Origin of the sequence: Crossiella sp. S99.2 (genome assembly GCF_023094165.1) — a bacterium.
Taxonomy (GTDB): domain Bacteria; phylum Actinomycetota; class Actinomycetes; order Mycobacteriales; family Pseudonocardiaceae; genus Crossiella.
Window position 1 is genome coordinate 409,439 of the sequence record NZ_JALMDK010000006.1, and the last position, 23,332, is coordinate 432,770.

A 23,332-nucleotide genomic window follows, 5' to 3' on the forward strand; every position below is an offset into this window, starting at 1 on the left:
ATCCCTTACTTCGCGATGCCGGTGACCTCGACCTTGGTCAGCCGCTGGCGGTGACCCTGGCGCTTGTGGTAGCCGGTCTTGTTCTTGAACTTGTGAATGCGGATCTTGGGGCCCTTGGAGTGCTCCACGACCTTGCCGGTCACGGCGATCTTGCCCAGGGCGTTCGCGTCGGTGATGACGTCGTTGCCGTCCACGACGAGCAGCGCGGGGAACGAGACCTCAGCGCCCGGCTCGCCGGTCAGCTTCTCGACCTCGACGACGTCGCCGACAGCCACCTTGTACTGCTTGCCGCCGGTCTTGACAATCGCGTACATAGGTCCGGAAGTCTCCTGCTACTCGGTGTCGGTATTTCCTCGCAGTCAGCACCGGACCCGTAGGTCCTGATCCTGACTGATCGGGCGCGCCTTACGCCCTGGGTATTGCACCTGGGCGGGCTGCGCTTCATGACCGAAGGCCATGATTCAGCCCGCCTGACGGCGGGCCGTACATCAGGTTACGGCCCCGCCGTCAACTGGGTCAAACCGGGGTGGCGCCCAGCACGTTCTCGCTTGTCAGCCTTCTTTGATACCGGCCACCGGCGGGCCTGCGGCCCGACGGACGGCCCGGCGCGGCTGACGCCTGCGGGCGGCCGCGGGGACCGTCGCCGGCTCCCGCTCCTCCTCGTGCTGGCCACCGTGGCCGTTGAGCGCCGCACCGGCCGGCTCGGCCGCCACGGGCTCGGGCGTGACCGCGGCGGGCTGTTCGGCCGCCACGGGCTGCTCGACGGGCTCCGGCGCGGCCTGGGCCCGCGAGCGCCGCACCCGGGTCCGCCCAGTGGCGGGCTGCTCGGGCGTGACCACCTCGGCCTGGACGGTCACCGGCGCGGTCTCGACCGGGGCCTGCTCGGGCTGAGCGACCTCGACCGGCTCGGCCTGCGCGACCTCGGTCGCCGCCTCGGCAGCGGGCTGCTCCTGGCCGCCACCGCGGTTGCGCTGACGGGACCGGCGCCCCTCCTTGCCAGCCGAGCCCGCACCCGAGCCCGCACCGGCCGCGGCGGGAGCACCCGCCGAGGAACCGTTCCCGTTGCCATTGCCGTTCTGGCCGTTGCCGCTCTTGCCGTTGCCGTTCTTGGCCCCGCCGTTGCCGCCGCCGTGGGAGTGCATCGGCTCGGTGGAGACCACCAGGCCACGTCCGCGGCAGTGCTCACAGGTGGCGCTGAACGCCTCCAGCAGACCGGTGCCGACCCGCTTGCGGGTCATCTGCACCAGGCCCAGCGAGGTCACCTCGGCCACCTGGTGCCGGGTGCGGTCGCGCCCGAGGCACTCGGTGAGCCTGCGCAGCACCAGGTCGCGGTTGGACTCCAGCACCATGTCGATGAAGTCGACCACGATGATGCCGCCCACGTCCCGCAGCCGGAGCTGGCGGACGATCTCCTCGGCCGCCTCCAGGTTGTTCCGGGTGACCGTCTCCTCGAGATTGCCGCCCGACCCGGTGAACTTGCCGGTGTTCACGTCGATCACGGTCATCGCCTCGGTGCGGTCGATGACCAGGTAACCACCGGAGGGCAGCCAGACCTTGCGGTCCAGCGCCTTGGTGATCTGCTCGGTGATCCGGTGCTCGGTGAAGACGTCGTTGGCGCCGACGTGCTTGCGCATCCGGGAAGCCAGGTCGGGAGCCACGTGCTGCACGTAGTTCTCGATCACCTCGCCGGCCTGGGCGCCCTGCACGATCAACCCGGAGAAGTCCTCGGTGAACAGGTCGCGGATGACCTTGATCAGCAGGTCCGGCTCCTCGTAGAGCAGCTGCGGAGCCTGTGCCTTGGGCACGTCCGCCTTCTCCTTGATGATCTCCCACTGCGCGCGCAGCCTGCTGACGTCGCGGCCGAGGGCGTCCTCGCTGATGCCCTCGGAGGCAGTCCGGATGATCACGCCGGCGTCCTCGGGCACGATCCGCTTGAGGATGTCCTTGAGGCGCTTGCGCTCGGTGTCCGGGAGCTTGCGGCTGATGCCGGTGGCGCCGCCACCGGGCACGTAGACCAGGAAGCGGCCCGGCAGGCTGATCTGGGTGGTCAGCCGGGCGCCCTTGTGCCCCACCGGGTCCTTGGTGACCTGGACCAGCACGCTGTCGCCTGTGGACAGTGCCTGCTCGATCTTGCGGGCCTTGCCCTCCAGCCCGGCGGCGTCCCAGTCGACCTCACCGGCGTAGAGCACCGCGTTGCGGCCCTTGCCGATGTCGACGAAGGCGGCCTCCATGCTGGGCAGCACGTTCTGCACCCGGCCGAGGTAGACGTTGCCGACCAGCGAGCCGCTGCCGGAGGAGGTCACGAAGTGCTCCACGAGCACCCCGTCCTCCAGCACCGCGATCTGGATCCGGTCCTCGCGCTCGCGGACCACCATCTTGCGGTCCACCGCCTCGCGGCGGGCGAGGAACTCGGCCTCGGACAGGATCGGCGCGCGGCGGCGACCGGCCTCGCGGCCGTCCCGGCGGCGCTGCCGCTTGGCCTCAAGGCGGGTCGAGCCCTTGACGCTGCGGACCTCGTCGTCGGAGGACAGCGGTCCGGGCGGGGCGTCCTGGCGGTTCTCCCGCACCTCGCGGACGTGCACCACGGTGTTCGGCGGGTCGTCGGCGCGCGGCGAGGACTCGTCGTCCGCACCGCCCTTGCGCCGGCGACGGCGGCGACGGCGGCGGGTGCCCCCGGCCTCGTCGTCCTCGTCATCGTCCTCGGCGACCGGCTCCTCGGCGGCGGCGGGCGCGGACTGCTCGGTCTCGTCGAGCCCGTCCTCACCCTCTTCGCCGTCCTCGGCCGCGCCGCGACCACGGCCACGCCCGCGACGGCCCCGGCGGCGACGGCGGCGGTTGCCCGCGTCCTCGTCGTCGTCCAGACCGCCCTCGGCGTGCTCGTCGTGCTGGTCCTCGTCCTCGGCCTCCGGCTCCTCCACCGGCGCGGCGACCGGCTCCGGCGCGCGCTTGCGGGCCGGGGCCGGGGCAGGCTGGGAAGGCGCCATGAACAGCGGCTGCGGTGCGGCGAAGACCGGTGCGAACGGGGCCGCTACCGGCTCCGGCTCGGCCTCGGCGACCGGCGCGTCCAGCGTCGTGTCGTCGAGATCCACCTGGTCCTCGGCAGGCAGCAACGCCTCGGCGACCCGTTCGGCCACATCCCGGCTGATGCTGGACTGCGCACTGCGCACGGTCTCACCGAGCTGCTCGAGCGTCGTCATGACGTCCCGAGAGCTGGCGCCGAGCAGCTTGGCCAGCGCGTGTACCCGCAGCTTGGGGGGCAGGCTCGCCAGCTCCCCGGATGCGGTGCTATCCCCGCCGGTGTTGCCGGCAGGGCTTTCCATGTTCGACATGCAGCTCCTCCGCCCCCGGGCGCGTCCAACTCGGACGCGGCCGCGCAGGGGCCTTTCTGTTCCAGTCACCGCCGCACCGCTTGAGCAGCCCGGCAGGAATCCTCCACAACCCCCTGTGTCCCCGGACATGGGTCCGGGCGCCAGACGGTCAGGTCATTTGACGACGTTCTGCGCCGTCTACCACCGACCTACCGCGGTGCGTCGAGCACCGGCGGGGTTGCCTCCCGGTCAGGGGCGAGCGGATCAGTGAGGTCACCACTGTCGTCAAGCCGTCCTTGAGCCAGTCGGCTCGCTTTCGCGGGTACCGGTGGCACGAGATCGGCGACGACGCGGAGCGCGCTCAGCACGTCATCCGGCCGGACGGTAGGTGTTGTCTGCCGTACGACCGCTGTGAGTATCCCACACCGGAGGCCGGGTTGCGGCCCATCACCCACATGGGTGGTTGTCGTCTCAACTTCCGAATCCACCCGGAGATCGACCACGGCCGCCCTGGCGTCGATCATCCGGCGGCCGTCCTTGAGCAGTCGTTCGACCTCGACGACCTCCCTGGCCAGCAGCTCCTCGACCGCCTTGGCCAGCTCGGCCGGGTCCACCCCCGGCAGTTCGATCCGCCACCGGCTGGCCTCGATCCGCTCCGGCAACGTGCCCGGACCAGCCTCGACCGCTTCCAGGACGTCCAGCCCCGGCGGCAGCGCCGTGTCCAGCTCGACCCGCAGGATCTCCGGGTCGACCCGGTGCACGAGCTGGATCTCCACGTACTCCGCCTCGCTGGCCACCCCGGTCGGCGCGGCGCCGATCCAGGAGACCTTCGGGTGCGGGCTGAAGCCCTGCGAGTAGGCCATCGGCACGCCGGCCCGCCGCAACGCGCGCTCGAAGGCGCGAGCGACGTCACGGTGTGAGGTGAAACGCAGCCTGCCCCGTTTGGCGTAACGCAGGCGCAGTTTCTGCACCGCGGACGCGGAGGGGTTGGGCTGGTGCTGAGTCGACAGGTCTGCTCCTCGGGCGGGCTGTTCCGGTCTGACTGGTCGAAGAGGCTACCGGCATGACCCGGTCGACACGCTTGTCTGGCCGGGCCACCATGGCTACCGTCCGGGCGGAATCGGTACGCGGACAACCCCGAGACGTCCGTATTACCGAGCCGATGTACACGATGACGGAGGTCCCCCCGTGCCTCTGCCCTTCCGTGTCCGGATCGGCGCGACCCTGCTGGCCGCGCTGACCGGGGCAGGGCTGCTCGCCGTGCCCGCTGGCGCCAACCCCGAGGCGCCCGAGCGGACCGGCGAGTCGGTCGCGCCCTGCCGGACTGGGCTGCCCCTGCGCTACCTGGTGCTCTTCCCGGCCGGCACGACGGCGGCCGAGGCGGAGTCGCAGGTCAAGGCCAACTGCGGCGCCACCACCGCGTACTACCCGGAGATCGGCGTCGCGGTGGCCGGTGCGGCCGATCCCGACTTCGTCAGCAGGCTCGGCGCGGACCGGGTGGTCAGCGCGGAGGCCCAGATCAGGGCCGCGCGCAAGAAGTCGGCAGGCCGTGGACCCGCGGGTCCCCGACTCGCTCCGGACCGGCGCCCGGCGGGCACGGACCGCACCGACGAGCAGTGGGACATGGCCGCGATCCGCGCCGACCAGGCCAACCAGGTCACCGTGGGCAGCAGGGACGTGCTGGTCGGCGTGCTCGACTCCGGGGTGGACGCCGGGCACCCGGACCTGGCCGCCGCGGTCGACCCGGCCGCCTCGGCGGGCTGTGTCACCGGCCGCGCCGACCAGCGGCGGAGCGCCTGGCTGCCCACCGAGTCCCCGCACGGCACGCACGTGGCAGGCACCATCGCCGCGGCCAAGGACGGTCGCGGGATCACCGGCGTGGCGCCCGGGGTGCGGCTGGCCTCGGTGAAGGTGGTCGACGACGACGGCTACGTCTACCCCGAGTCGGTGGTCTGCGGGTTCATGTGGGCCGCGGCCAAGGGCATGCGGGTGGTCAACAACAGCTTCCTGGTCGACCCGTGGGTGCTGACCTGCCGGGACCGGGCCGGCCAGCGGGTGGTGCACGAGGCGGTCAGCCGCGCGGTGCGCTACGCGGTCGGCCGCGGCGTGCTCGCGGTGGCCGCGGTCGGCAATGACGCGGTCGACCTGGCCAATCCCGGTGCGACCGCGGCCAAACTCGGGCTGCCCGGCGGCCGGGTGGACAACCGGTGCGAGGCGCTGCCCGCCGAGTTACGCGGGGTGGTCGCGGTGTCCTCGGTCGGTGCCGAGGGGGTCAAGGCCAGCTACAGCTCCTACGGTCTGGGTGTGGCGCAACTCACCGCGCCCGGTGGCGACCACCGGCAGACCCCGCCGGGGCTGGACAACGGCTGCGTGCTCTCCACCGTCCCGCACGGCGGCTACGGCTACCTGTGCGGCACCTCGATGGCGACCCCGCACGTGACCGGGGTGGCCGCGCTGCTGGCCTCCCGCTACCGCTCGGCGAGCCCGGCCCAGCTCACCCGGCTGCTCGGCCAGCAGGCCGTGTCGCTGGACTGCCCGGCCGACTACGACCTGAACTCCGACGGCGCGCAGGACGCCACCTGCAACGGCTACGCCGGCTACAACGGCTTCTACGGCCACGGCATGGTGGACGCGCTCGCCGCGGTCCGGGACTGACCCCCGAACGGTTCGAATTTCCCCGTGGCTCTGGGAAAACCGGGTGCTTCCGTGATCGACTGTGCCCGTTTTCCACGCTGGCGAGGAGGATCGGATGTCGAAGCTCGGCCGCCTGGGGGCGGCGACGCTGGCCATGACGACCGGGGTGGTGCTGCTGAGCGGCGCACCGGCCGCGGGAGCGGCGCCGGCCGGCACGCCGTGCGCCACCGAGGGCACGTCCTACCAGTACGTGGTGGTGGTCCGGCCGCACACGCGGGAACGCGAGGTGCGCCAGGAGATCACCGGCAACTGCGGGAAGTTCGACCACTACTACCCGGAGATCGGCGTCGCGGTGGCCACCTCGGTGGACCCCTCCTTCGACCGGCGGGTCGGGCTGGACAAGGCCTACAGCGCGAAGAAGGCCAAGGACGCGGTGACCGGCCTGGGCCGCAACCACACCGCGAAACTGGAGTCGGTGCAGGCCGTCGTCGCGGGTGATGAGGACCTGTCCGGGCAGTCCTGGGACATGCGCGCGATCGGCGCGGACAAAGCGAACAAGATCAACCCGGGTTCGCGGGACGTGGTGGTCGGCGTGCTCGACTCCGGCGTGGACCCCAAACACCCGGACCTGGTCAAGGCACTGGACCCGAAGCTGTCCGCGGGCTGTGAGACCGGCAAGCCGGTCAACGAGGTCGCGGCCTGGTCCCCGCTGGGCTCCGCGCACGGCACGCACGTGGCGGGCACCATCGCCGCGGCCAAGGACGGCAAGGGCATCACCGGCATCGCGCCCGGCGTGCGGATCGCCTCGGTCCGGGTGATCAACGACGAGGGCATGATCTACCCGGAGTCCGCGGTGTGCGGGTTCATGTGGTCGGCGGCGAAGAAGTTCACCCTGACCAACAACAGCTGGTTCGCCGACCCGTTCTTCTTCTGGTGCCAGGACAAGCCGGGTGAGCGGGTCGGTTTCGAGGCCATCCGCCGCGCCCTCGCCTACGCCCACCGCGCCGAGGTGCTGACGGTGGCCGCCGCGGGCAACTTCGCGCTGGACCTGACCGATCCGACCCACGACCCGGCCGCCGAGCACCCGGTGGACAAGAAGTGCAAGCTGCTGCCCGGCGGCCTGCCCGGCGTGGTGTCGGTGTCCTCGACCGGCTTCGACGGCTCGCTGTCCAGCTTCAGCGACTACGGCCGCGGCGCGATCACGGTGAGCGCGCCCGGCGGTGACTTCACCGAGCCGCCGCCCGGCCAGGGCCCCGGCTGCCCGCTGTCCACCATCCCGGACGGCCAGTACGGGTCGATGTGCGGGACCTCGATGGCCTCCCCGCACGCCGCCGGGGTGGCCGCGCTGATCGCCTCCGGGCTGCCCTACCGCTCGGCCGCCCACCTGCGGTTCCTGCTGGCGGCGCAGGCCGATCCGAAAGCGTGCCCCGGTGGCGACGAGCGCTGCACCGGCTCGAAGCTGAACAACTCGTTCTTCGGATCCGGGCAGGTCAACGCGCTGCGCGCGGTGCGCTAAGCCATCCGGCCGCTGTGCCGCACCGCCTCGCCCTTCTAGGTTCCTTCACCGGAAGTGTCACCTAGTTGGGGAGGCAGTGTGTCGGCAACACGTCGATGGAGCACCGCGCTGGCGGCGACGGCCTTGATCGGCGGCGCGCTGGGGGCAGCCCCGGCCGCCGCCGAACCGGCCGCGGCGCCCTGTGACCCCAGCGGGACCGCCTACCGGCACGTCGTGCTGTTCACCCCAGGCACGCCGGAATGGGCGGCGACCAGGGAGGTCAGCCGCAAGTGCGGCAAGACCGACAGCTATTACCGGGAGATCGGCGTGGCGGTGGCCACCTCGGCCGATCCCACCTTCGAGTCCCGGTTCACCCTGGAACGCGCCTACAGCGCGGAGAAGGCCGCCAAGGCCCTGGCCGCGACCTCCCGGCTGGTCGCGCCGACCGCCGAGGTCAGCGCGCGGGGCGTGACCGAGGACCTCTCGCCGCGGTCCTGGGACATGCGCCAGATCAAGGCCGATGAGGCCAACAAGATCAACGTCGGCTCCCGGCGGGTGGTGGTCGGGGTGCTCGACTCCGGCGTGGACGCCGATCACCCGGACCTGAAGGCCGCGGTGGACCCGGCGCTGTCCGCGGGCTGCACCACCGGGCACCCGGTCCAGGACAAGCCGGCCTGGATGCCGAGCAACTCCTCGCACGGCACGCATGTGGCCGGCACCATCGCCGCGGCCAAGGACGGTCAGGGCATCACCGGCGTCGCGCCGGGCGTGCGGCTGGCCTCGGTGAAGGTGGTCAACGACGAGGGCATGATCTACCCGGAGTCCGCGGTGTGCGGGTTCATGTGGTCCGGCGCCAAGGGTTTCCAGGTCACCAACAGCAGCTGGTTCATGGACCCGTGGATGTTCTGGTGCAAGGACAAGCCGGGTGAGAAGGTCGGGCACGAGGCGGTCCGGCGGGCGATCTCCTACTCGGTGCGCAACGGCGCGCTGAACGTGGCCGCGGTCGGCAACAGCGCGATCGACCTGGCCAACACCACCAAGGACCCGGCCAAGCCGCACCCGGTGAACGAGAACTGCGATGAGGCGCCAGCCGAGTTCGCCGGTGTGGTCGGGGTGTCGGCCACCGGGTACGCGAAGAAGCTGTCGGGTTACTCCAGCTACGGCAAGGGCGTGGTGGACGTGACCGCGCCCGGTGGCGACGGCGCGCAGCCGCCGCCTGCCGGTGAGGGCTCGGGCTGCCCGCTGTCCACGCTGCCGGGCGGCCGCTACGGCACCGCCTGCGGCACCTCGATGGCCTCGCCGCACGCGGCCGGGGTGGCCGCGCTGCTGGCCTCGAAGTACCGGGGCGCGCCGCCGCAGGCGCTGGCCTGGCTGCTGGGGCATCAGGCGGACGAGCTGCCCTGCCCGGCCGGTGACGCCCGGTGCACCGGCCCGGCCAGGGACAACGCCTTCTTCGGCAAGGGTCTGGTGAACGCGCTCAAGGCGGTCAGCTAAATACGCCAAAGGCCCCCGGTTTTCCTTGTGCGTCAAGGGAAACCGGGGGCCTTCGCGTTGGGCTCAGCCCTGGCTGAACGCCGGGTTGCTGACCGGGCTGCCGGTGCCGACCGGGGTGATCGGCAGCAGCACGCGGCCGGTCGGGCCGACCTGGATGTCGGTGTTCATCGCCGGGCACACACCGCAGTCGAAGCACGGGGTCCAGCGGCAGTCGTCCAGTTCACGCTCGTCCAGCGCGTCCTGCCAGTCCGACCACAGCCATTCCTTGTCCAGGCCCGAGTCCAGGTGGTCCCAGGGCAGGACCTCCAGCTCCTCGCGTTCCCTGGTGGTGTACCAGGCGAGGTCGACGCCGACCTGCGCCAGCTCGATCTCGGCGCACTGCACCCAGCGGTCGTAGGAGAAGTGCTCGCCCCAGCCGTCGAACTGACCGCCCTCACGCCACACCCGCTCGATCACCCGGCCGAGCCTGCGGTCTCCTCGGGAGAGCAGTCCCTCGATCAGCGCGGGCTTGCCGTCGTGGTAGCGCATGCCGATGTTGCGGCCGATGGACCGGTCGGTGTTGATCTCGTCGCGGAGCTTGCGCAGCCGGTCGTCCACGGTGTCCGGATCGCACTGGGCTGCCCACTGGAACGGGGTGTGCGGCTTGGGCACGAACCCGCCGATGGAGATGGTGCAGCGGATGTCCTTGCGCCCGGAGGCGGCCCGCCCGGCCTTGATGACCTCCTTGGCCATCCGGGCGATCTGCAGCACGTCCTCGTCGGTCTCGGTGGGCAGACCGCACATGAAGTACAGCTTCACCTGCCGCCAGCCGTTGGCGTAGGCGGTGCTGACGGTGCGGATCAGGTCCTCCTCCGACACCATCTTGTTGATCACCTTGCGCAGCCGTTCGCTGCCGCCCTCGGGGGCGAAGGTGAGCCCGGAGCGGCGGCCGTTGCGGGACAGCTCGTTGGCCAGGTCCACGTTGAAGGCGTCCACCCGGGTGCTGGGCAGGCTCAGCCCGGTCTTGGTGCCCTCGTAGCGGTCGGCCAGGCCCTTGGTGATCTCGGCGATCTCGGAGTGGTCGGCGCTGGAGAGCGAGAGCAGGCCGACCTCCTCGAAGCCGGTGTTGGCCAGCCCGCGCTGCACCATCGCGCCGACGCCCTCGATCGAGCGTTCCCGCACCGGCCGGGTGATCATGCCCGCCTGGCAGAACCGGCAGCCGCGGGTGCAGCCGCGGAAGATCTCCACGCTCATCCGCTCGTGCACGCTCTCGGCCAGCGGGACCAGCGGCTGCTTCGGGTACGGCCAGTCGTCGAGTTCCATGGTGGTCCGCTTGAACACCCGGTAGGGCACCCGGTCGCGGTTGGGCACGACCCGCTGGATGCGGCCGTCGGGCAGGTACTCCACGTCGTAGAACCGCGGGATGTACACCCCGCCGGTCTCGGCGAGCCTGGTCAGCACCTCGTCCCGGCCGCCGGGGCAGCCCTCGGCCTTCCAGGTCCGGATGATGTCGGTGACCTCAAGGACGGCCTCTTCGCCGTCGCCGAGCACTGCGGCGTCCAGGAAGTCCGAGATCGGCTCCGGGTTGAACGCCGCGTGGCCACCGGCCAGCACGATCGGGTGATCCTCGGTGCGGTCCTTGGCGTGGATCGGGATCCCGGCCAGGTCCAGCGCGTTGAGCAGGTTGGTGTAGCCCAGCTCGGTGGCGAAGCTGACGCCGAGCACGTCGAAGGCGCCCACCGGGCGGTGCCCGTCCACGGTGAACTGCGGGACGCCGTTCTCGCGCATCAGTTTGGCCAGGTCAGGCCAGATGGCGTAGGTGCGCTCGGCGAGCACGTCGGGCAGCTCGTTGAGGATCTCGTACAGGATCATGACGCCCTGGTTGGGCAGGCCGACCTCATAGGCGTCCGGGTACATCAGGCACCACCGGACAACGGCCTCTTCCCAGGGCTTGACGGTGGCGTTCAGCTCCCCGCCGACGTACTGGACGGGCTTGGACACCTGCGGAAGCAGCGGTTCAAGCTGGGGGAAGACAGACTGCACACTCACGCGACCAGGGTAACGCCCCTTGGCCGATACCTCTGCCCGGCCAACTCCAAGATCGCGAGTTATCCACAATAGCGAGTTATCCACAGCCCCGGCCTGCACCCGCTGGCGCCGTCAGCCATCACCGGTCCAAGCTCGCCTCATGCCCACCAGCACCCCGCCCCGCTTCACCGCCGGGATCCGCGAACGCCTGACCGAGCCGACAGAGCCCAGAAAAGAGGGCCTGCGCGACAAGTCCAGGGGGGAGGGGACGTCAGGCGCGCAGGCCCGTCCCGATCTTAGCCACGCCCCCAGGCAAAACCCGCCCACCTTCACCCGTCCGTGCAGCACCTTTCCCAAGCCGGCCAACAAATCCCGCGCGAGCCCGGCTCACCGCAGCAGCAGCTTGTCCAGTCGTCGGGTGGTCACCCACATCCCGACTGCCGCGATCACCACGAAGTACGCGAGATGCCCCAGCATCCCGACCCCGACGTGCCCTGTGGTGAGTCCCCGCATCAGCTCGACCGCCCGGTACAGCGGCAGCCACTCCACGATCCACTGGAGCGGTCGCGGGTACACCGACAGCGGATAGAAGGTGCTGCAGAACAGGAACATCGGCAGGATCGCGAGCTGGATCAGGTCGAAGTCCTGCCAGGAGCGCATGAACGTGGTGCAGGCCATGCCGGCGGCGGCGAAGGCGAAGGCCACGAACAGCGCGGCGGGCAGCACCAGCAACGCCCAGGGTGAGGCGATGAGGTCCATGCCGAACATCACCAGCAGGAAGCCGCTGGAGTACAGGCCGCCGCGGATCACCGCCCAGGTGATCTCGCCGACGGCGACGTCCAGTGGGCCGAGGGAGGTGGCCAGGATCGCGTCGTAGAGCTTGGCGTACTTGAGTTTGAAGAAGACGTTGTAGGTGGCGTCGTTGATGGCGCCGTTCATCGCGGAGGAGGCCAGCAGCGCGGGCGCGAGGAACATCGCGTAGTCCATCGGCTGACCGTCGGGCCCGGCGACCTGGCCGACCATGCTGCCGAAGCCGATCCCGAGGGAGAGGAGGAAGAACAGCGGTTCGAGGATGCCCGACACCAGGTTCAGCCAGGACCTGCGGTTCACCAGGAACGCGCGCTCCACCAGCATCCGGCCCCGGCCGGCGTACAGCCCGGCGGGCAGGATGCGCAGCAGCGGCCCACCGGACCGGCGCCCGGCCTGAGCCACCCGGCCACCGGCCACGTCACCGCCGAGCACGCGGTCACTGGTCATCCGGTCACTGGTCATCCGGTCGTCGTTGGTCATGTCAGTTCGCCAGCCTTCGCCGGAAGTTACGGGCAGCCAGCGCGGCGCCACCGGCCAGCAGGGCGAGCAGGTAGGCGACGTGGCCCAGGGCCGGCCACAGCTGCAGGCCGCCGAGCACCGTGCCGCGGGCCAGTTCGGTGCCGTGCCAGAGCGGGGTGAGCCAGGCGATCGGCTGGACGAAGTCGGGCAGGCGGTCCAGTGGGAAGAAGGTGCCCGCGAACAGGGTCATCGGCATCAGCACGAAGCGGAAAATGTTGCCGAGGGTCTGGCCCTCGTCGTCGACGGTGGCGACGTAGGCGGTCAGCGGGGCGGCGAAGGCCATCCCGGCCAGCGTGGCGAACAGCAGTGAGATGAGCACCAGCGGGCTGCGGACTCCGCCGAAGAACGCGGCCACCACCAGGTAGATGGCGCCGGAGAGCAGCAGCCGGGCCGCCGTCCACAGCAGTTGTCCACCGACGATCTGATGGGGGGTGATGGGTGAGGCGTTGATGCCCCAGTAGACCCGTTGCCACTTGAACGAGGACAGCACCGGGAAGGTCGACTCCCCGGTCGCGTTCTGCACGGCCGAGACGACCAGCAACGCCGGCGCCAGGTACTCCAGATAGGACACGCCGCCGGGCACGGCCCCTGGTTTGACCTGGGAGCCGATGCCCAGTCCGAGGGCGAGCAGGAACAGCAGGGGCTGGCCGACGCTGGAGAAGAAGGTGGCTCGCCAGTTACGCCGGTACCAGGTCCACTTTCCTTCCACCACAAGGAAAGCGGCCCGCAACGCGCCTACCGGGCTGCCGGTGGCGCGCCGGTGCCCAGGCTCGGCGCGGTCTTCGGTCTGGTCGCTGGTCATCAGTCCACCAGGGTTCGGCCGGTGAGCCGGAGGAAGACGTCCTCCAGCGAGCTGCGGCGGACCAGGCTGGTGATCGGGCGGATGCCGCGCTCGAGGGCGGCGGCCAGCGCGGACTCGCCGTCGGCGGTGTAGAGCAGCAGGCGGTCGGGCAGGATCTCGACGCGTTCGGCCAGGTCGGCGACTGTGGGCGCGGCCTCGGTCTGGTGGCCGGGGGCGAAGCGGAGTTCGAGGACCTCGCGGGTGGAGTGGGCGGCGATCAGGTCGGCGGGTGAGCCCTCGGCGACGATGCGGCCGTTGTCCATCACCACCAGGCGGTCGCAGAGCTGTTCGGCCTCGTCCATGTAGTGGGTGGTGATGATCAGGGTGACGCCTGCCTGCTTGAGCCGGAACAGCCGGTCCCACAGCAGGTGGCGGGCCTGCGGGTCCAGGCCGGTGGTCGGCTCGTCGAGCAGCAGCAGCTCGGGGTCGTTGACCAGCGAGCGGGCGATGGTCAGTCTGCGCTTCATACCGCCGGAGAGCGAGTCGACCTCGGCGTCGGCGCGGTCGGCGAGCTGGGCGAAGTCCATCAGCTCGGTGGCCTTGGCCTTGACGTGCGCGCGGGAGAGGCCGAAGTAGCGGCCGTAGAGCTGGAGGTTCTGCCGGACGGTCAGCTCGGTGTCCAGGTTGTCCTGCTGCGGGACCACGCCGATGCGGGCGCGGATCCGCGGGCCCTGCACGTCCGGGTCCAGGCCGAGCACGGACAGCTCGCCGCCGCTGCGCGGGGACACGCAGGCGATCATCCGCATGGTGGAGGACTTGCCCGCGCCGTTGGGCCCGAGGAAGCCGTACGCCTCACCGGCGCGGACCTTCACATCGATGCCGCGGACCGCCTCGAAGTCGCCGAAACGTTTGGAGAGCCCGTTCGCCTCGACCAGCCAATCGTCGCCGTTCACGCAGGCGACCGTAGCCGAGGGCACCGACAGAACTGAACGTGTTTTTCCAGGACACACACCGAAGGCGTCCCCGCTGACCTGCGGAGACGCCTTCGGAACTGCTGTTGTATCCGGCTCAGCCGGCGAGGTTGGGGAACCAGAGCTTGATCTCGCGGGCGGCGGACTCGGGCGAGTCGGAGCCGTGCACGAGGTTGAACTGGGTCTCCAGGGCGAAGTCGCCGCGGATGGTGCCGGGGGTGGCCTTCTCGACCGGGTCGGTGCCACCGGCCAGCTGGCGGAACGCCGGGATGGCGCGGGTGCCCTCGACCACGACGGCCACCAGCGGGCCGGAGGTGATGAAGTCCAGCAGGCTGCCGAAGAAGGGCTTGCCGTCGTGCTCGGCGTAGTGCTGCTCGGCAACGCCGCGCTCGACGTTGCGCAGCTCCAGCGCGACCAGCTTCAGGCCCTTGCGCTCGATGCGGGAGATGACCTCACCGACCAGGCCGCGGGCAACGCCGTCGGGCTTGACCAGGACCAGGGTGCGCTCGCTCACGACGTACGTTCTCCTTGTTCGGGGTACCGGCTCGGGATGCTCGCGCGCAGGTTACCTGGCGGGCCGCTCAGCCCCGTCCGCTCCCCCGCCTCGCGCTCCGGCGGAGCTGGATGATGCGCGCGTACCCGGGCACCGCCACCAGCAGCACACCCAGGATCGCCGACAGCAGCAGCGCCACGCCCAGCGGCAACGTGCCGGCGATGCCGAAGTAGGAGATCTGCACGTCCTGGCTGTTCTCCAGGATGAACACCAGCAACAGCAGCAGCACCACGGCCGCCACCACGAACACACTCCACAGGCCGCCGAGGCGGTTGCGCCCCGGTTGCGCGGCGCCGGGCTGGGCGGCGCGTTCGTTCGCGCGGCGGCGGGCGGCGCGCGGATCAGTGCGCTGGCCGGAGCCGGGGTCGGGGCGCTGGTGCTCGCCGGTGTGCTGGCCGGAGCCGTCGGGGGTCTGGGCTTCGCTCATCGTGGTGCCTGCCTTCCAGCGCGGGTTCTCCCCAGGTATTTCGGCTACCCGCAGCGACCACTCGATTCACCGGTTGGGCGAAACACCGCCCGACCGAGACCGGGACGCGCGCCGCGCGCACCACCAGTCGAGCCTACGGCGGCCCGGCGCGCCACCCAAGCAGCCGAGCCGCTGTCCCCAGGGCGGGATTCAGCCCGGCTGCGCCATGGATCCACCGCGCGCCCCCGCTCGGCCAAGCCGCTGCCCCGCTGCGGCAATCTCGGCCGCCTCGCGGCAATCACCAGGCTGGTCAGGCCGCCACCCCGCCGAGCCGGTGCACGGCCGAGCGGCCCAGCCAGGCCGGGCCGTGGTCCCGGCGGGCGTTCACCGCACCAGCACGGCCACCGTCCGCCCCGGCACCCGCGCCCGATCCCCCGCCACGCTCGTCTCCCGCACCACCGGATCACCGCCACCGGCCTGCAGCTCGTGCAACCGCCACCCGCCGCCCGCGGGCAGCGCCACCTCGCGCGCCCCCGGATCCGGGTTGATCACCACCAGCACGCCCCGCCGCGCCGGGTCCACCTCCGGTCCGGCCGTGTCGTCCAGGTGCGCGAGCACCGTGCCGGGAGCGGCTTGGGGACCGGGGTCGGGGAAGGTGAGTTTCTGCTGGACCAGGGCCTGGTCGGACAGCGTGAACAGCGGGGAGGACTGCCGCAGCCGCAACAGGTCCAGGGTGCGGTCCAGGGCGGTGCGGAGGTCGGCCGGGACGGGTTTGAGGGCTGGGTTGGCGAGCAGGGGTTTGGCGTAGGGCCACTTGTCGCGGTTGTCGGGGGCGGGGGGCAGGCCGGCGCCGAAGGCCGAGGTGCGCAGGGACGGGTCGTAGCGGTTGAACCAGTCGCCGGAGTCAAAGCTGTTGCGGTCCAGGGACTTGGAGCGCAGGAACTCGGTGCCCGCGTGCACCAGCGGCTGGCCTTGGCCGAGCAACGCCGGGGCCAGGGCGAGGGTCTGCATCCGGATGCGGTCGGACATGGGGGTGCCTGGCGGGAGTTTGTAGGCCAGGGCGTCGTAGAGGGACTCGTTGTCGTGGGCGTCGACGTAGGTGATCGACTCGGCTGGGCCCGCGGTGTACCCGGCGCGGGCGCCGTTGTAGCGGACCTCACGGCCGGTGGTCTCGGCGCCGTTGGTGGCGCGGAAGCGGAAGTCCGCCGCATTTCCCGCCAGGCCGAGTTTGACCAGGTCGGTGTAGTTGGTCAGGCGGGCCAGTTGTTCGGCGGGAGTGCCGTTGGCGGGGCTGCCGTTGGGCGCGCCCGCCAGGCCGGAGCCCAGGCCCTGGACGCGCGGGTCGGCGTCGAAGGGGCCGCCGCCGCGGACGCCGTCGCGTAGCCGGTCGTTGAAGGTGCCGATGCCGGTGCCCGCCATGTTCGCCTGGGTGGCCTGCTCGAACCGGGCGTTGCCGCCGACCTCGCCGAAGTCCCAGCCCTCGCCGTAGAGCCGGATGTTGCGGCCGTCCACCCCGTCCCTGGCCACGGTCAGCCCGTCCAGCGCGGCGCGCACGGCCAGGATGTTGGCCTTGGGGTGGTGGCCCATCAGGTCGAACCGGAAGCCGTCCACCTTGTACAGCCGGGCCCAGCGCAGCACCGAGTCGACCACCAGCTTGCCCATCATGGCGTTCTCGGTGGCGGTGTTGGCGCAGCAGGTGGAGTTGGCCACCGAGCCGTCCTCGGTGAGCCGCTGGTAGTAGCCGGGCACGACCCGGTCCAGCACCGACTTGGGGTCGTTGCCCGCGGCGGCGGTGTGGTTGTAGACGACGTCGACGACCACCCGGTTCCCGTTGGCGTGCAAGGCTTGCACCATCTCGCGGTACTGGCGGGCGCGGGCCTGGCCGGACTGGGCGTCCGGGGTGGCGTAGGAGCCCTCGGGCACGTCGTAGTGCCACGGGTCGTAGCCCCAGTTGAATCCGTCCTTGGCCGCGGCGCGGGTCACGCACTCCTGCTGCTGTTCGGAGTCCGCGGGCAGCGCGGGCAGGTCGCAGGCGGGTTTCTGCTGGTCGGCCCGGCGTTCGGGGATGGTGGCGATGTCGAAGGTGGGCAGCAGGTGCACGGTGTCCATGCCCGCTTCGGCCAGCGCGCGCAGGTGTCGCATGCCGGTGGAGTCACGGTGGGTGAACGCCTTGTAGGTGCCGCGGTCGGCTGCCGGCACGCTGGTGTCGCCGATGGAGAAGTCGCGGACGTGCAGTTCGGTGATGGCGTGCCGGGCCGGGTTCGGGCCGAGGCCCTTGGCGACCTCGCGATCCCAGCCGGGCGGGGCCTCGCGCAGGTCGGTGAGCTGGGAGTGGGTGGAGTCGACGGTCAGCGCGAGCGAGTACGGGTCGGTGACCACAGCGGTCTCGACCTTGCCGGTGCGCGGCTGCCAGGCGGTGACCTCGAACTGGTAGTAGCGGCCCAGCCAGTCGCCGAACCCGCTCCATGCCCCGGAGGCCGGATCACGTTGCAGGGACAGGGTTTGGCTGGGCGCCGTGGTCGCCTCCGGCGGGGTGCGCTCGAACAGCCTGAGTCGCACCAACTTCGCGGTGGGCGCCCACAGCCGGACGCCGGCCGGTTGCGCCAGCGGACCGAGGACCAGGCTCGCCGCGGCCGGGGCGTAGTGCGCGTCGAGCACCCCGGCGAGCTGCACCCCGGTGGCGTGCCGGAGCGCGCCGCCGGCGTCCCGGTGCACGGCGACAACCTGGCCGCGCACCGCGTCCCGACCACTGTCCACATCGGACGATCGCAGCCGGTAGACCGGTTTTCCGCGCAGGTGCAGGAATTTCGCCGCCAGTTCCGCGGGCAGCCCGCCGGGGTCGGGCGCGAGTCGCAGCACCCGGCCGCCCTGGACCTGCCCGGCCACCACAGCGATCCGGCCGTCCGGGTCGTGCCGCAGTTCGTAGCCGTCGGACTCGGCCGCGGGCACATCCCACACGACCCGGTCCTTGCTGACCCAGATCGCCTTGGCCTTGCTCAGATCCGCGTCCGCCGGGGCCGCGGCCGAGGGCGGCAGCACGTAGGACACCGAGCCGTCCGGCCGGGTGGATCCGCTGGCATACCAGACTTCGTAGCCGGTCGCGCCGAGCTGGATCCGCTGGTCCGGCCCCGGATCCTTGGTATCGCCGCGATGCAGCAGGTAGCTCAGTCCGGTCGCGCCCTCGGCCAGGGGCACCGACCAGGTCAGCCCGAACCCGTCCGGCCGGTCGGGTCGCTGGGATTCGTTCCAGGACGGGCTCGGCGTGGCCGATCCGCCCCAGTGGTAGAGCGTCCAGTCGGCGTAGTCACCGGCGGGCCGGTGGTAGTGCAGCACGATCCGTCGCTCGGCCGCGGCCCGGCTGGCGTGCATGGCCTGATCTCCTTGACGCAGCCAGGCTTCGGCCCCGCGGATGGGTTCGATCCGCCCGGTGACGTCGGCCGTGCCGTCCTTGAGCACGGTCAGTTCGACCGGCGCGCCACTGCCGTTGACCCGCACGCTCGCCCGGACGCCGTAGTCGTCCCTGGCTTCCAGGGGCAGTTCGGTGGGCTGGTCGGCCGCGATGCCGCCGCCCACCCGCAAGCGCAGGCCGCCGTAGTCGCCGCCGGGCCGGTGGTACCGGATCTCGACCGCCCCGGTGGCCGCGCTCTGACTCGGGAACACCGGCGCCTGACCTTGTTTCAGCCACACCTGCGGCGTGATCGAGGGATCGACGAACCGGTCTCCGGCAACGTCTTTCTCCTCGCCCTTGTGCACGAGGAAGCCGACCTGTTTCGTGCCCGGCTTGAGTTTCACCCAGGCGAACCGCCCGTACCCGGTCTCCCCGGCGAAGGGCAGCGGCCGTTCCCACGCGGTGGGTTCGGCGACCTCGCCCCACACGTGCAGGCCCCAGCCGTCATAGTCCCCGGCAGGCCGGTTGTAATGCACCACCAGCCAGTCCGGGCTCGGCTGCGCGCCGGTGCCGCCGCCGGGCGCGGCCACCAGCGCGACCTCGGCGCCGTCCGCGGTGAGCCGTCCGGCGGCGTCCTTGACCACGGTCCGCAGCTCGATCCGCGCGCCCGCCTTGGCCCCGGGCAGCGCGGCGAGGTCGGCGTACACCCGGTACGGCGCGGCGTCGTCGGTGCCGAGCACGGTCCAGTCCCGTTCCCCCGCCACCCTGGCGGCGAAGGTGGCCTGGGCGAACGGCGCGGTCACGTTGTCCGCGCGCAGTTCCACCCGGTCACCCAGTCCGGTGCCCGCGGGCGGCGCGACCAGCGCGGGTTGCCCGGAACCGCCAGCCTGCAATGGAATCCGGCCGGTCGAGCGCAGCACCACCGCGGACAGCGGCGGCACGCTCACCCGCACCGCGCCGTCCACGCCGCTGGTGAGCGCCGCGTCACCGCCCCAGACCGTGCGGAAACCCAGTCCTGGCGCGGAAACCGGCACCCGGGCCCCGGCAGGGGCGGTCCCGCCGTTGGCCACCACCACGTGCTCGACCTGGGTGTCCCGGTCGATCCGGCTGAAGGCCAGCACATCCCGCTCGGCCAGCCGCAGCACCTGGTTGCCGCGCCGCCACACCGGGTCACCGTCCACAAAGGACGACAGTTGGCCGAGGTGCCGGTACAGCGGGTGCTTCGGATCGAAGTTGTCCGCGGCGGGGGTGGCGTCGGTGCCGATCTGGTCCTGTGCCAGCCATTCCGGCACCTTGCTGGGGAACATGTCCTGCCGCGCGTCCTTGTCCCCGCCGGTGCCGGCGAAGCCCTGTTCGTCGCCGGAGTAGACGACCGGGTTGCCGCGCCAGAAGTACATCAGGCTGTGCGCCAGCCGCAGCCGTTCCAGGGTCTCCGCATCGGACATCCCCGGGCGGTCCTGGCGCAGCATGGTGGCGATGCGGCCCATGTCGTGGTTGCCCAGGAAGGTGGGCAGCGCGTTGGCGTTGGAGTCGGCGTCGGTGTAGCGGTCGTCCGCGAGCAGCACCTGGGCCAGCCGGTCCGCACCCTGACCGGCGGCGAACCCGCGCGCCCCGCCCTGGAACGGAAAGTCCAGCACCGACTGCAACCGGCCGCCGGTGGTGTACTTCGAGGTGATCGCCGGATCGCCGTCGTAGACCTCGCCGAAGACGAAGAAGTCCTTCTTTCCCTTTCGCCGAGCGTGTTCCCGGACCCTGGGCGCCAGCGCCCGCCAGAACTCCAGGTTGACGTGCTTGACCGTGTCCACCCGGTAGCCGTCGATGTCCAGCTCGTCGATCCAGCTGGTGAAGATGCCGGTCATCCCGTCGACCACCCTGGGATGCTCGGTCATCAGGTCGTCGAGCCCGTCGAAGTCGCCGTGCGTGGAGGATTCCCCGGCAAAGGTCGAGTTGCCGCGGTTGTGGTAGAGCGTGACATCGTTGAGCCACTTCGGTTTCTTCGCCTCGGCGTCCCCGGCGCGCAGCACCGGCTCATAGGCGAAGGAGCGGCGGGCGTCCAGCTTCGGGAAGTCCTTGCCACCGGCCAGCGCGGCCAGGTCGATCGGCCGTCCGTCGGCGTCCAGGTAGGGCTGCGCGCCGATGCCGCGGTAGTCGTGCTTGCCACCGGCGTAGTCGATGACGTCGGCGGTGTGGTTGGCCACGATGTCGAAGAAGACCTTCATCCCGCGGCCGTGCGCGTCCTTGATCAGCGCACGCATTTCCGGCACCGTCCCGAAATGCGGGTCGAGCGAGGTGTAGTCGGTGGTCCAGTAACCGTGGTACCCGGCCGAGGCGGTGCTGCCCGAGCCCTGTACCCAGCGGTTGCGGAACATCGGCGTCAGCCACACCGCGGTGGTGCCCATGCCGCGCAGGTAGTCCAGTTTGGACCGCAGTCCGGCCAGGTCGCCGCCGTGGTAGTAGCCCTTGTCCGCCGGGTCGAAGCCGTGCCGGGACCGGTCACCGGGACTGCCCGCGGTGTCGTTGCGCGGGTCGCCGTTGGCGAACCGGTCCGGCAGCAGGAAGTAGAACCGTTGCCCGGCGAGGTCCTCGCGCAGCGCGTCCCGGCCGAGTCGCCGATCGCCGTCGCGCACACCCGCGGGCAGGTCCGTGACCGCACCGACGGCCAGTGGCGCCGCGGGTGGCAGCGCGGTCGCGGTCGCGGCCAGCGCGGGCAGTGCGGTCACCACCAGCGCCGCGCCCAGCAGGGCTCCACCGGTTCGCCGGATCCACCTGCGCTGCCGCACGGCGACCTCCTTGTCGCAAGTTTTTGCAAACCCATACGGGCGGGTCGGCAGAAAACCACGCGGCTCACGCAATGGCAATACTCCATTTACCTGCAAGAATTTTCAGCGGGTAGCCGGAGCAGCCGGGCCGCCCAGGCCGGCAGCCACCAGTTCCAGCGGCCCAGCATGGCCACGGTCGCGGGCACCAGCACCGACCGGATGAGCGTGGCGTCGAGCAGGATGCCCAGCGCGACCCCGGAGGCGAAGATCGCCACGTCCAGCTCGCCGCCGGTGGCCATCGCGGCGAAGGAGCAGAACAGGATCAGCGCCGCGCTGGTGATCAGTCGGCCGGTCCGCCCGATGCCCTCGACCACCGCGTGTTCGGTGTCCCCGGTGCGGTCGTGTTCCTCGCGCATGCGGGCGATCAGGAACACCTCGTAGTCCATGGTCAGCCCGTACAGGAAGGCGAAGATGGTGACCGGCACGAAGGTGCCGATGGCCCCGTCCGGCCGCAGTCCGAGCAGTTCCTCGGTGCCCCAGCCCCACTGCCACAGCAGCACCATCGCGCCGAGCACCGCGCCCAGGGACAGCAGGTTGAGCAGGATCGCCTTGAGCGGCAGCAGCAGCGAGCGGAAGGCCCTGGCCAGCAACACGTAACTGAGCAGGGCGAGCACGGCCAGCATCCACGGGAACGCGGTGTAGGTGGCGGTCACATAGTCCATCTGCTGTCGCACGTTGCCGCCGACCAGCGCACCGGGTGCGGCCCCGATCACCCGGTTGATCGTGTCCTCCCCCACCGCCGAACCGCCCTCGGCGACCGGCAGCACGGTGAGCAGCGCGGCCCCGTCGCGGTGCACGGGTGCGGTGACCGCGTGCACGCCGGGCAGTCCGGCGAGGGTGGCGCGGAGAGGTTCCGGCGCCTGCCCCGGCGGCAGGTACACGTCGAAGGCGGTGAGCACGCCGGACGGGATTCCGTTGCGCTGCAACGCGGTGAGCCCTTCGCGGCCCGGCCCTTCGGTGGCAAGGTGGTCGGTGGTGGGCACCCGCAGGTTGAGATCCAGCGCGGCCGCGGACAGCGCGAGCAGCACCCCGGCGGCCAGCACCGCCGCCACCGCGCGGTAGCGGACGACCAGTCGGGCCCAGGAGAACCAGGTCCGGCCCACCGGCCGCGGGGTGCCAGGCCTGGCGCGGGCGAGCAGCAGGGGCAGCACGGTCAGCGACACCGCCGCGCTGGTCAGGGTGACCAGCATGCCGCCGACCCCGAGGCTGCGCAGCAACGGGATCGGCAGCACCACCATGGTCAGCAGCCCGATCGCCACCGCGCCCGCGCTGAACAGCACCGCATGCCCGGCGGTGGCCATCGCCCGGTGCACTGCCTCGTCCCCGGACAACCCGTTGCCGCGTTCCTCGCGCCAGCGACTGACCAGGATCAGCGCGTAGTCGATGCCGATCCCGATGCCGAACAGCGGCAACATGATCAGCGTGGTCTCGTGCACCTCGATCACCAGGCTCGCCGCGAGCAGACCGAGGAAGGACACCGGGATCGCGATCACCGCGGTCAGCAGCGGCACCAGGGCCAGCGCGGAGCGGAACACCCAGGCCAGCACCAGGATCGCGGCCCCGATCGTGATCAGCAGTTTGACTCCCACGTTCAGTCCGCCGGTGTCCGCGGCGGTGGCCAGCGCGTCCAGCCCGGTGATCCGCAGCTCGGCCCCGGCAGGCAGGTGCGGGCGCATCGCGGCGGCGATGGCGGGTTCCAGTCCGGCGCCCTCGCCCAGCGCGCTGCCCGGCAGGCCGCCCTGTTCGACCGGGCCGCCGAAGACCAGACCGAAGGTGGTTCGCCCGTCCGCGCCGACAAAACCGCGGTCTCCGGTGTCGGCGTAGCCGGCGACCCTGGCGCCGGTCGCGCTGGTCACCGCGGCGAACGCGCTGCGCAGGGCCGCGCGGGCGGAGTCGACGGTACTGCCTTCGGGCAGGGTCACCACCGGCACGACCGGGCGTTCGTAGCCGCCGGTGCCATAGGTGGCGGTGATGCGCTGGTTCGCCTCGAAACCGGGCAGTCCGGGGTAGGCGTTGCGCTCGGAGACCTGGGGCAGCAACAGCGCGATCGCCGCGCCACCGGCCAGCAGCAGGGTCAGGGTGAGCAGGCCGACGAGCCGTCGCCTGGCCAGCACCCAGCGGGAGAGAGCTTCCATGTTTCCAGGTCA

Annotated in this window: 14 protein-coding genes; 3 read left to right on the forward strand and 11 right to left on the reverse strand. The window is 71.4% G+C overall.

Features of this window, described 5'->3' with window-relative positions; genetic code table 11:
- Window positions 1-5 precede the first annotated feature (5 nt).
- From rplU to MZC64_RS25080, 3 genes are all read right to left on the reverse strand, one after another.
- Window positions 6-314, reverse strand: a complete 309-nt coding sequence (rplU, locus tag MZC64_RS25070) for a 50S ribosomal protein L21 (protein WP_185002164.1) — start codon at window positions 312-314, stop codon at window positions 6-8.
- A 237-nt stretch (window positions 315-551) separates the two neighbouring features.
- Complete coding sequence (locus MZC64_RS25075) at window positions 552-3,329, reverse strand: translation initiation factor IF-2 N-terminal domain-containing protein (protein WP_247759288.1); 2,778 nt, start codon at window positions 3,327-3,329, stop codon at window positions 552-554.
- Window positions 3,330-3,517: 188 nt separating this feature from the next.
- Entirely contained in the window at window positions 3,518-4,279 is a 762-nt protein-coding gene (locus tag MZC64_RS25080) for a TIGR03936 family radical SAM-associated protein (RefSeq protein ID WP_247759286.1), read from the reverse strand.
- A gap of 217 nt (window positions 4,280-4,496) precedes the next feature.
- Between MZC64_RS25080 and MZC64_RS25085 the strand changes: the two genes are divergently transcribed.
- The 3 genes from MZC64_RS25085 to MZC64_RS25095 all read left to right on the forward strand — a co-directional run bounded on the left by MZC64_RS25085 (window position 4,497) and on the right by MZC64_RS25095 (window position 8,931).
- On the forward strand, window positions 4,497-5,963 hold the full coding sequence (locus MZC64_RS25085; protein WP_247759285.1) for a S8 family serine peptidase: 1,467 nt from the start codon (window positions 4,497-4,499) through the stop codon (window positions 5,961-5,963).
- A 94-nt stretch (window positions 5,964-6,057) separates the two neighbouring features.
- Complete coding sequence (locus MZC64_RS25090; protein ID WP_247759283.1) at window positions 6,058-7,458, forward strand: S8 family serine peptidase; 1,401 nt, start codon at window positions 6,058-6,060, stop codon at window positions 7,456-7,458.
- Window positions 7,459-7,536: 78 nt separating this feature from the next.
- Window positions 7,537-8,931, forward strand: coding sequence for a S8 family serine peptidase (locus tag MZC64_RS25095; protein WP_247759281.1), 1,395 nt, complete (start codon window positions 7,537-7,539; stop codon window positions 8,929-8,931).
- Window positions 8,932-8,994: 63 nt separating this feature from the next.
- Here MZC64_RS25095 and MZC64_RS25100 read toward each other — a convergent pair whose 3' ends face one another.
- From MZC64_RS25100 to MZC64_RS25135, 8 genes are all read right to left on the reverse strand, one after another.
- Window positions 8,995-10,959 (reverse strand): TIGR03960 family B12-binding radical SAM protein, encoded by a 1,965-nt coding sequence (locus MZC64_RS25100; protein ID WP_247759279.1) that lies wholly within the window; start codon window positions 10,957-10,959, stop codon window positions 8,995-8,997.
- Between the two features lie 366 nt (window positions 10,960-11,325).
- Window positions 11,326-12,228 (reverse strand): ABC transporter permease, encoded by a 903-nt coding sequence (locus tag MZC64_RS25105; protein WP_247759271.1) that lies wholly within the window; start codon window positions 12,226-12,228, stop codon window positions 11,326-11,328.
- A 1-nt stretch (window position 12,229) separates the two neighbouring features.
- A complete protein-coding gene (locus MZC64_RS25110) occupies window positions 12,230-13,069 on the reverse strand; it encodes an ABC transporter permease (protein ID WP_247759270.1) in 840 nt (279 codons plus the stop codon).
- On the reverse strand, window positions 13,069-14,001 hold the full coding sequence (locus MZC64_RS25115; protein ID WP_247759269.1) for an ABC transporter ATP-binding protein: 933 nt from the start codon (window positions 13,999-14,001) through the stop codon (window positions 13,069-13,071). The genes MZC64_RS25110 and MZC64_RS25115 overlap by 1 nt, the downstream gene beginning before the upstream one ends.
- A gap of 115 nt (window positions 14,002-14,116) precedes the next feature.
- Complete coding sequence (gene ndk, locus MZC64_RS25120; RefSeq protein WP_247759268.1) at window positions 14,117-14,533, reverse strand: nucleoside-diphosphate kinase; 417 nt, start codon at window positions 14,531-14,533, stop codon at window positions 14,117-14,119.
- Between the two features lie 67 nt (window positions 14,534-14,600).
- Window positions 14,601-14,999, reverse strand: a complete 399-nt coding sequence (locus MZC64_RS25125; RefSeq protein WP_247759266.1) for a lipopolysaccharide assembly protein LapA domain-containing protein — start codon at window positions 14,997-14,999, stop codon at window positions 14,601-14,603.
- A gap of 363 nt (window positions 15,000-15,362) precedes the next feature.
- A complete protein-coding gene (gene pulA / locus MZC64_RS25130) occupies window positions 15,363-21,146 on the reverse strand; it encodes a pullulanase-type alpha-1,6-glucosidase (protein ID WP_308301068.1) in 5,784 nt (1,927 codons plus the stop codon).
- An 86-nt stretch (window positions 21,147-21,232) separates the two neighbouring features.
- Window positions 21,233-23,320 carry an MMPL family transporter gene (locus tag MZC64_RS25135; protein ID WP_247759264.1) on the reverse strand — a complete coding sequence of 696 codons (2,088 nt, stop codon included), beginning with the start codon at window positions 23,318-23,320 and terminating at the stop codon, window positions 21,233-21,235.
- Window positions 23,321-23,332: the final 12 nt, after the last annotated feature.

Coding starts and splice junctions, on each gene's coding strand:
- rplU (WP_185002164.1), bottom strand. CDS start 314: ATGTACGCGATTGTCAAGACCGGCGGCAAGCAGTACAAGGTGGCTGTC.
- MZC64_RS25075 (WP_247759288.1), bottom strand. CDS start 3,329: ATGTCGAACATGGAAAGCCCTGCCGGCAACACCGGCGGGGATAGCACC.
- MZC64_RS25090 (WP_247759283.1), top strand. CDS start 6,058: ATGTCGAAGCTCGGCCGCCTGGGGGCGGCGACGCTGGCCATGACGACC.
- MZC64_RS25105 (WP_247759271.1), bottom strand. CDS start 12,228: ATGACCAACGACGACCGGATGACCAGTGACCGGATGACCAGTGACCGC.
- MZC64_RS25110 (WP_247759270.1), bottom strand. CDS start 13,069: ATGACCAGCGACCAGACCGAAGACCGCGCCGAGCCTGGGCACCGGCGC.
- MZC64_RS25125 (WP_247759266.1), bottom strand. CDS start 14,999: ATGAGCGAAGCCCAGACCCCCGACGGCTCCGGCCAGCACACCGGCGAG.
- MZC64_RS25135 (WP_247759264.1), bottom strand. CDS start 23,320: ATGGAAGCTCTCTCCCGCTGGGTGCTGGCCAGGCGACGGCTCGTCGGC.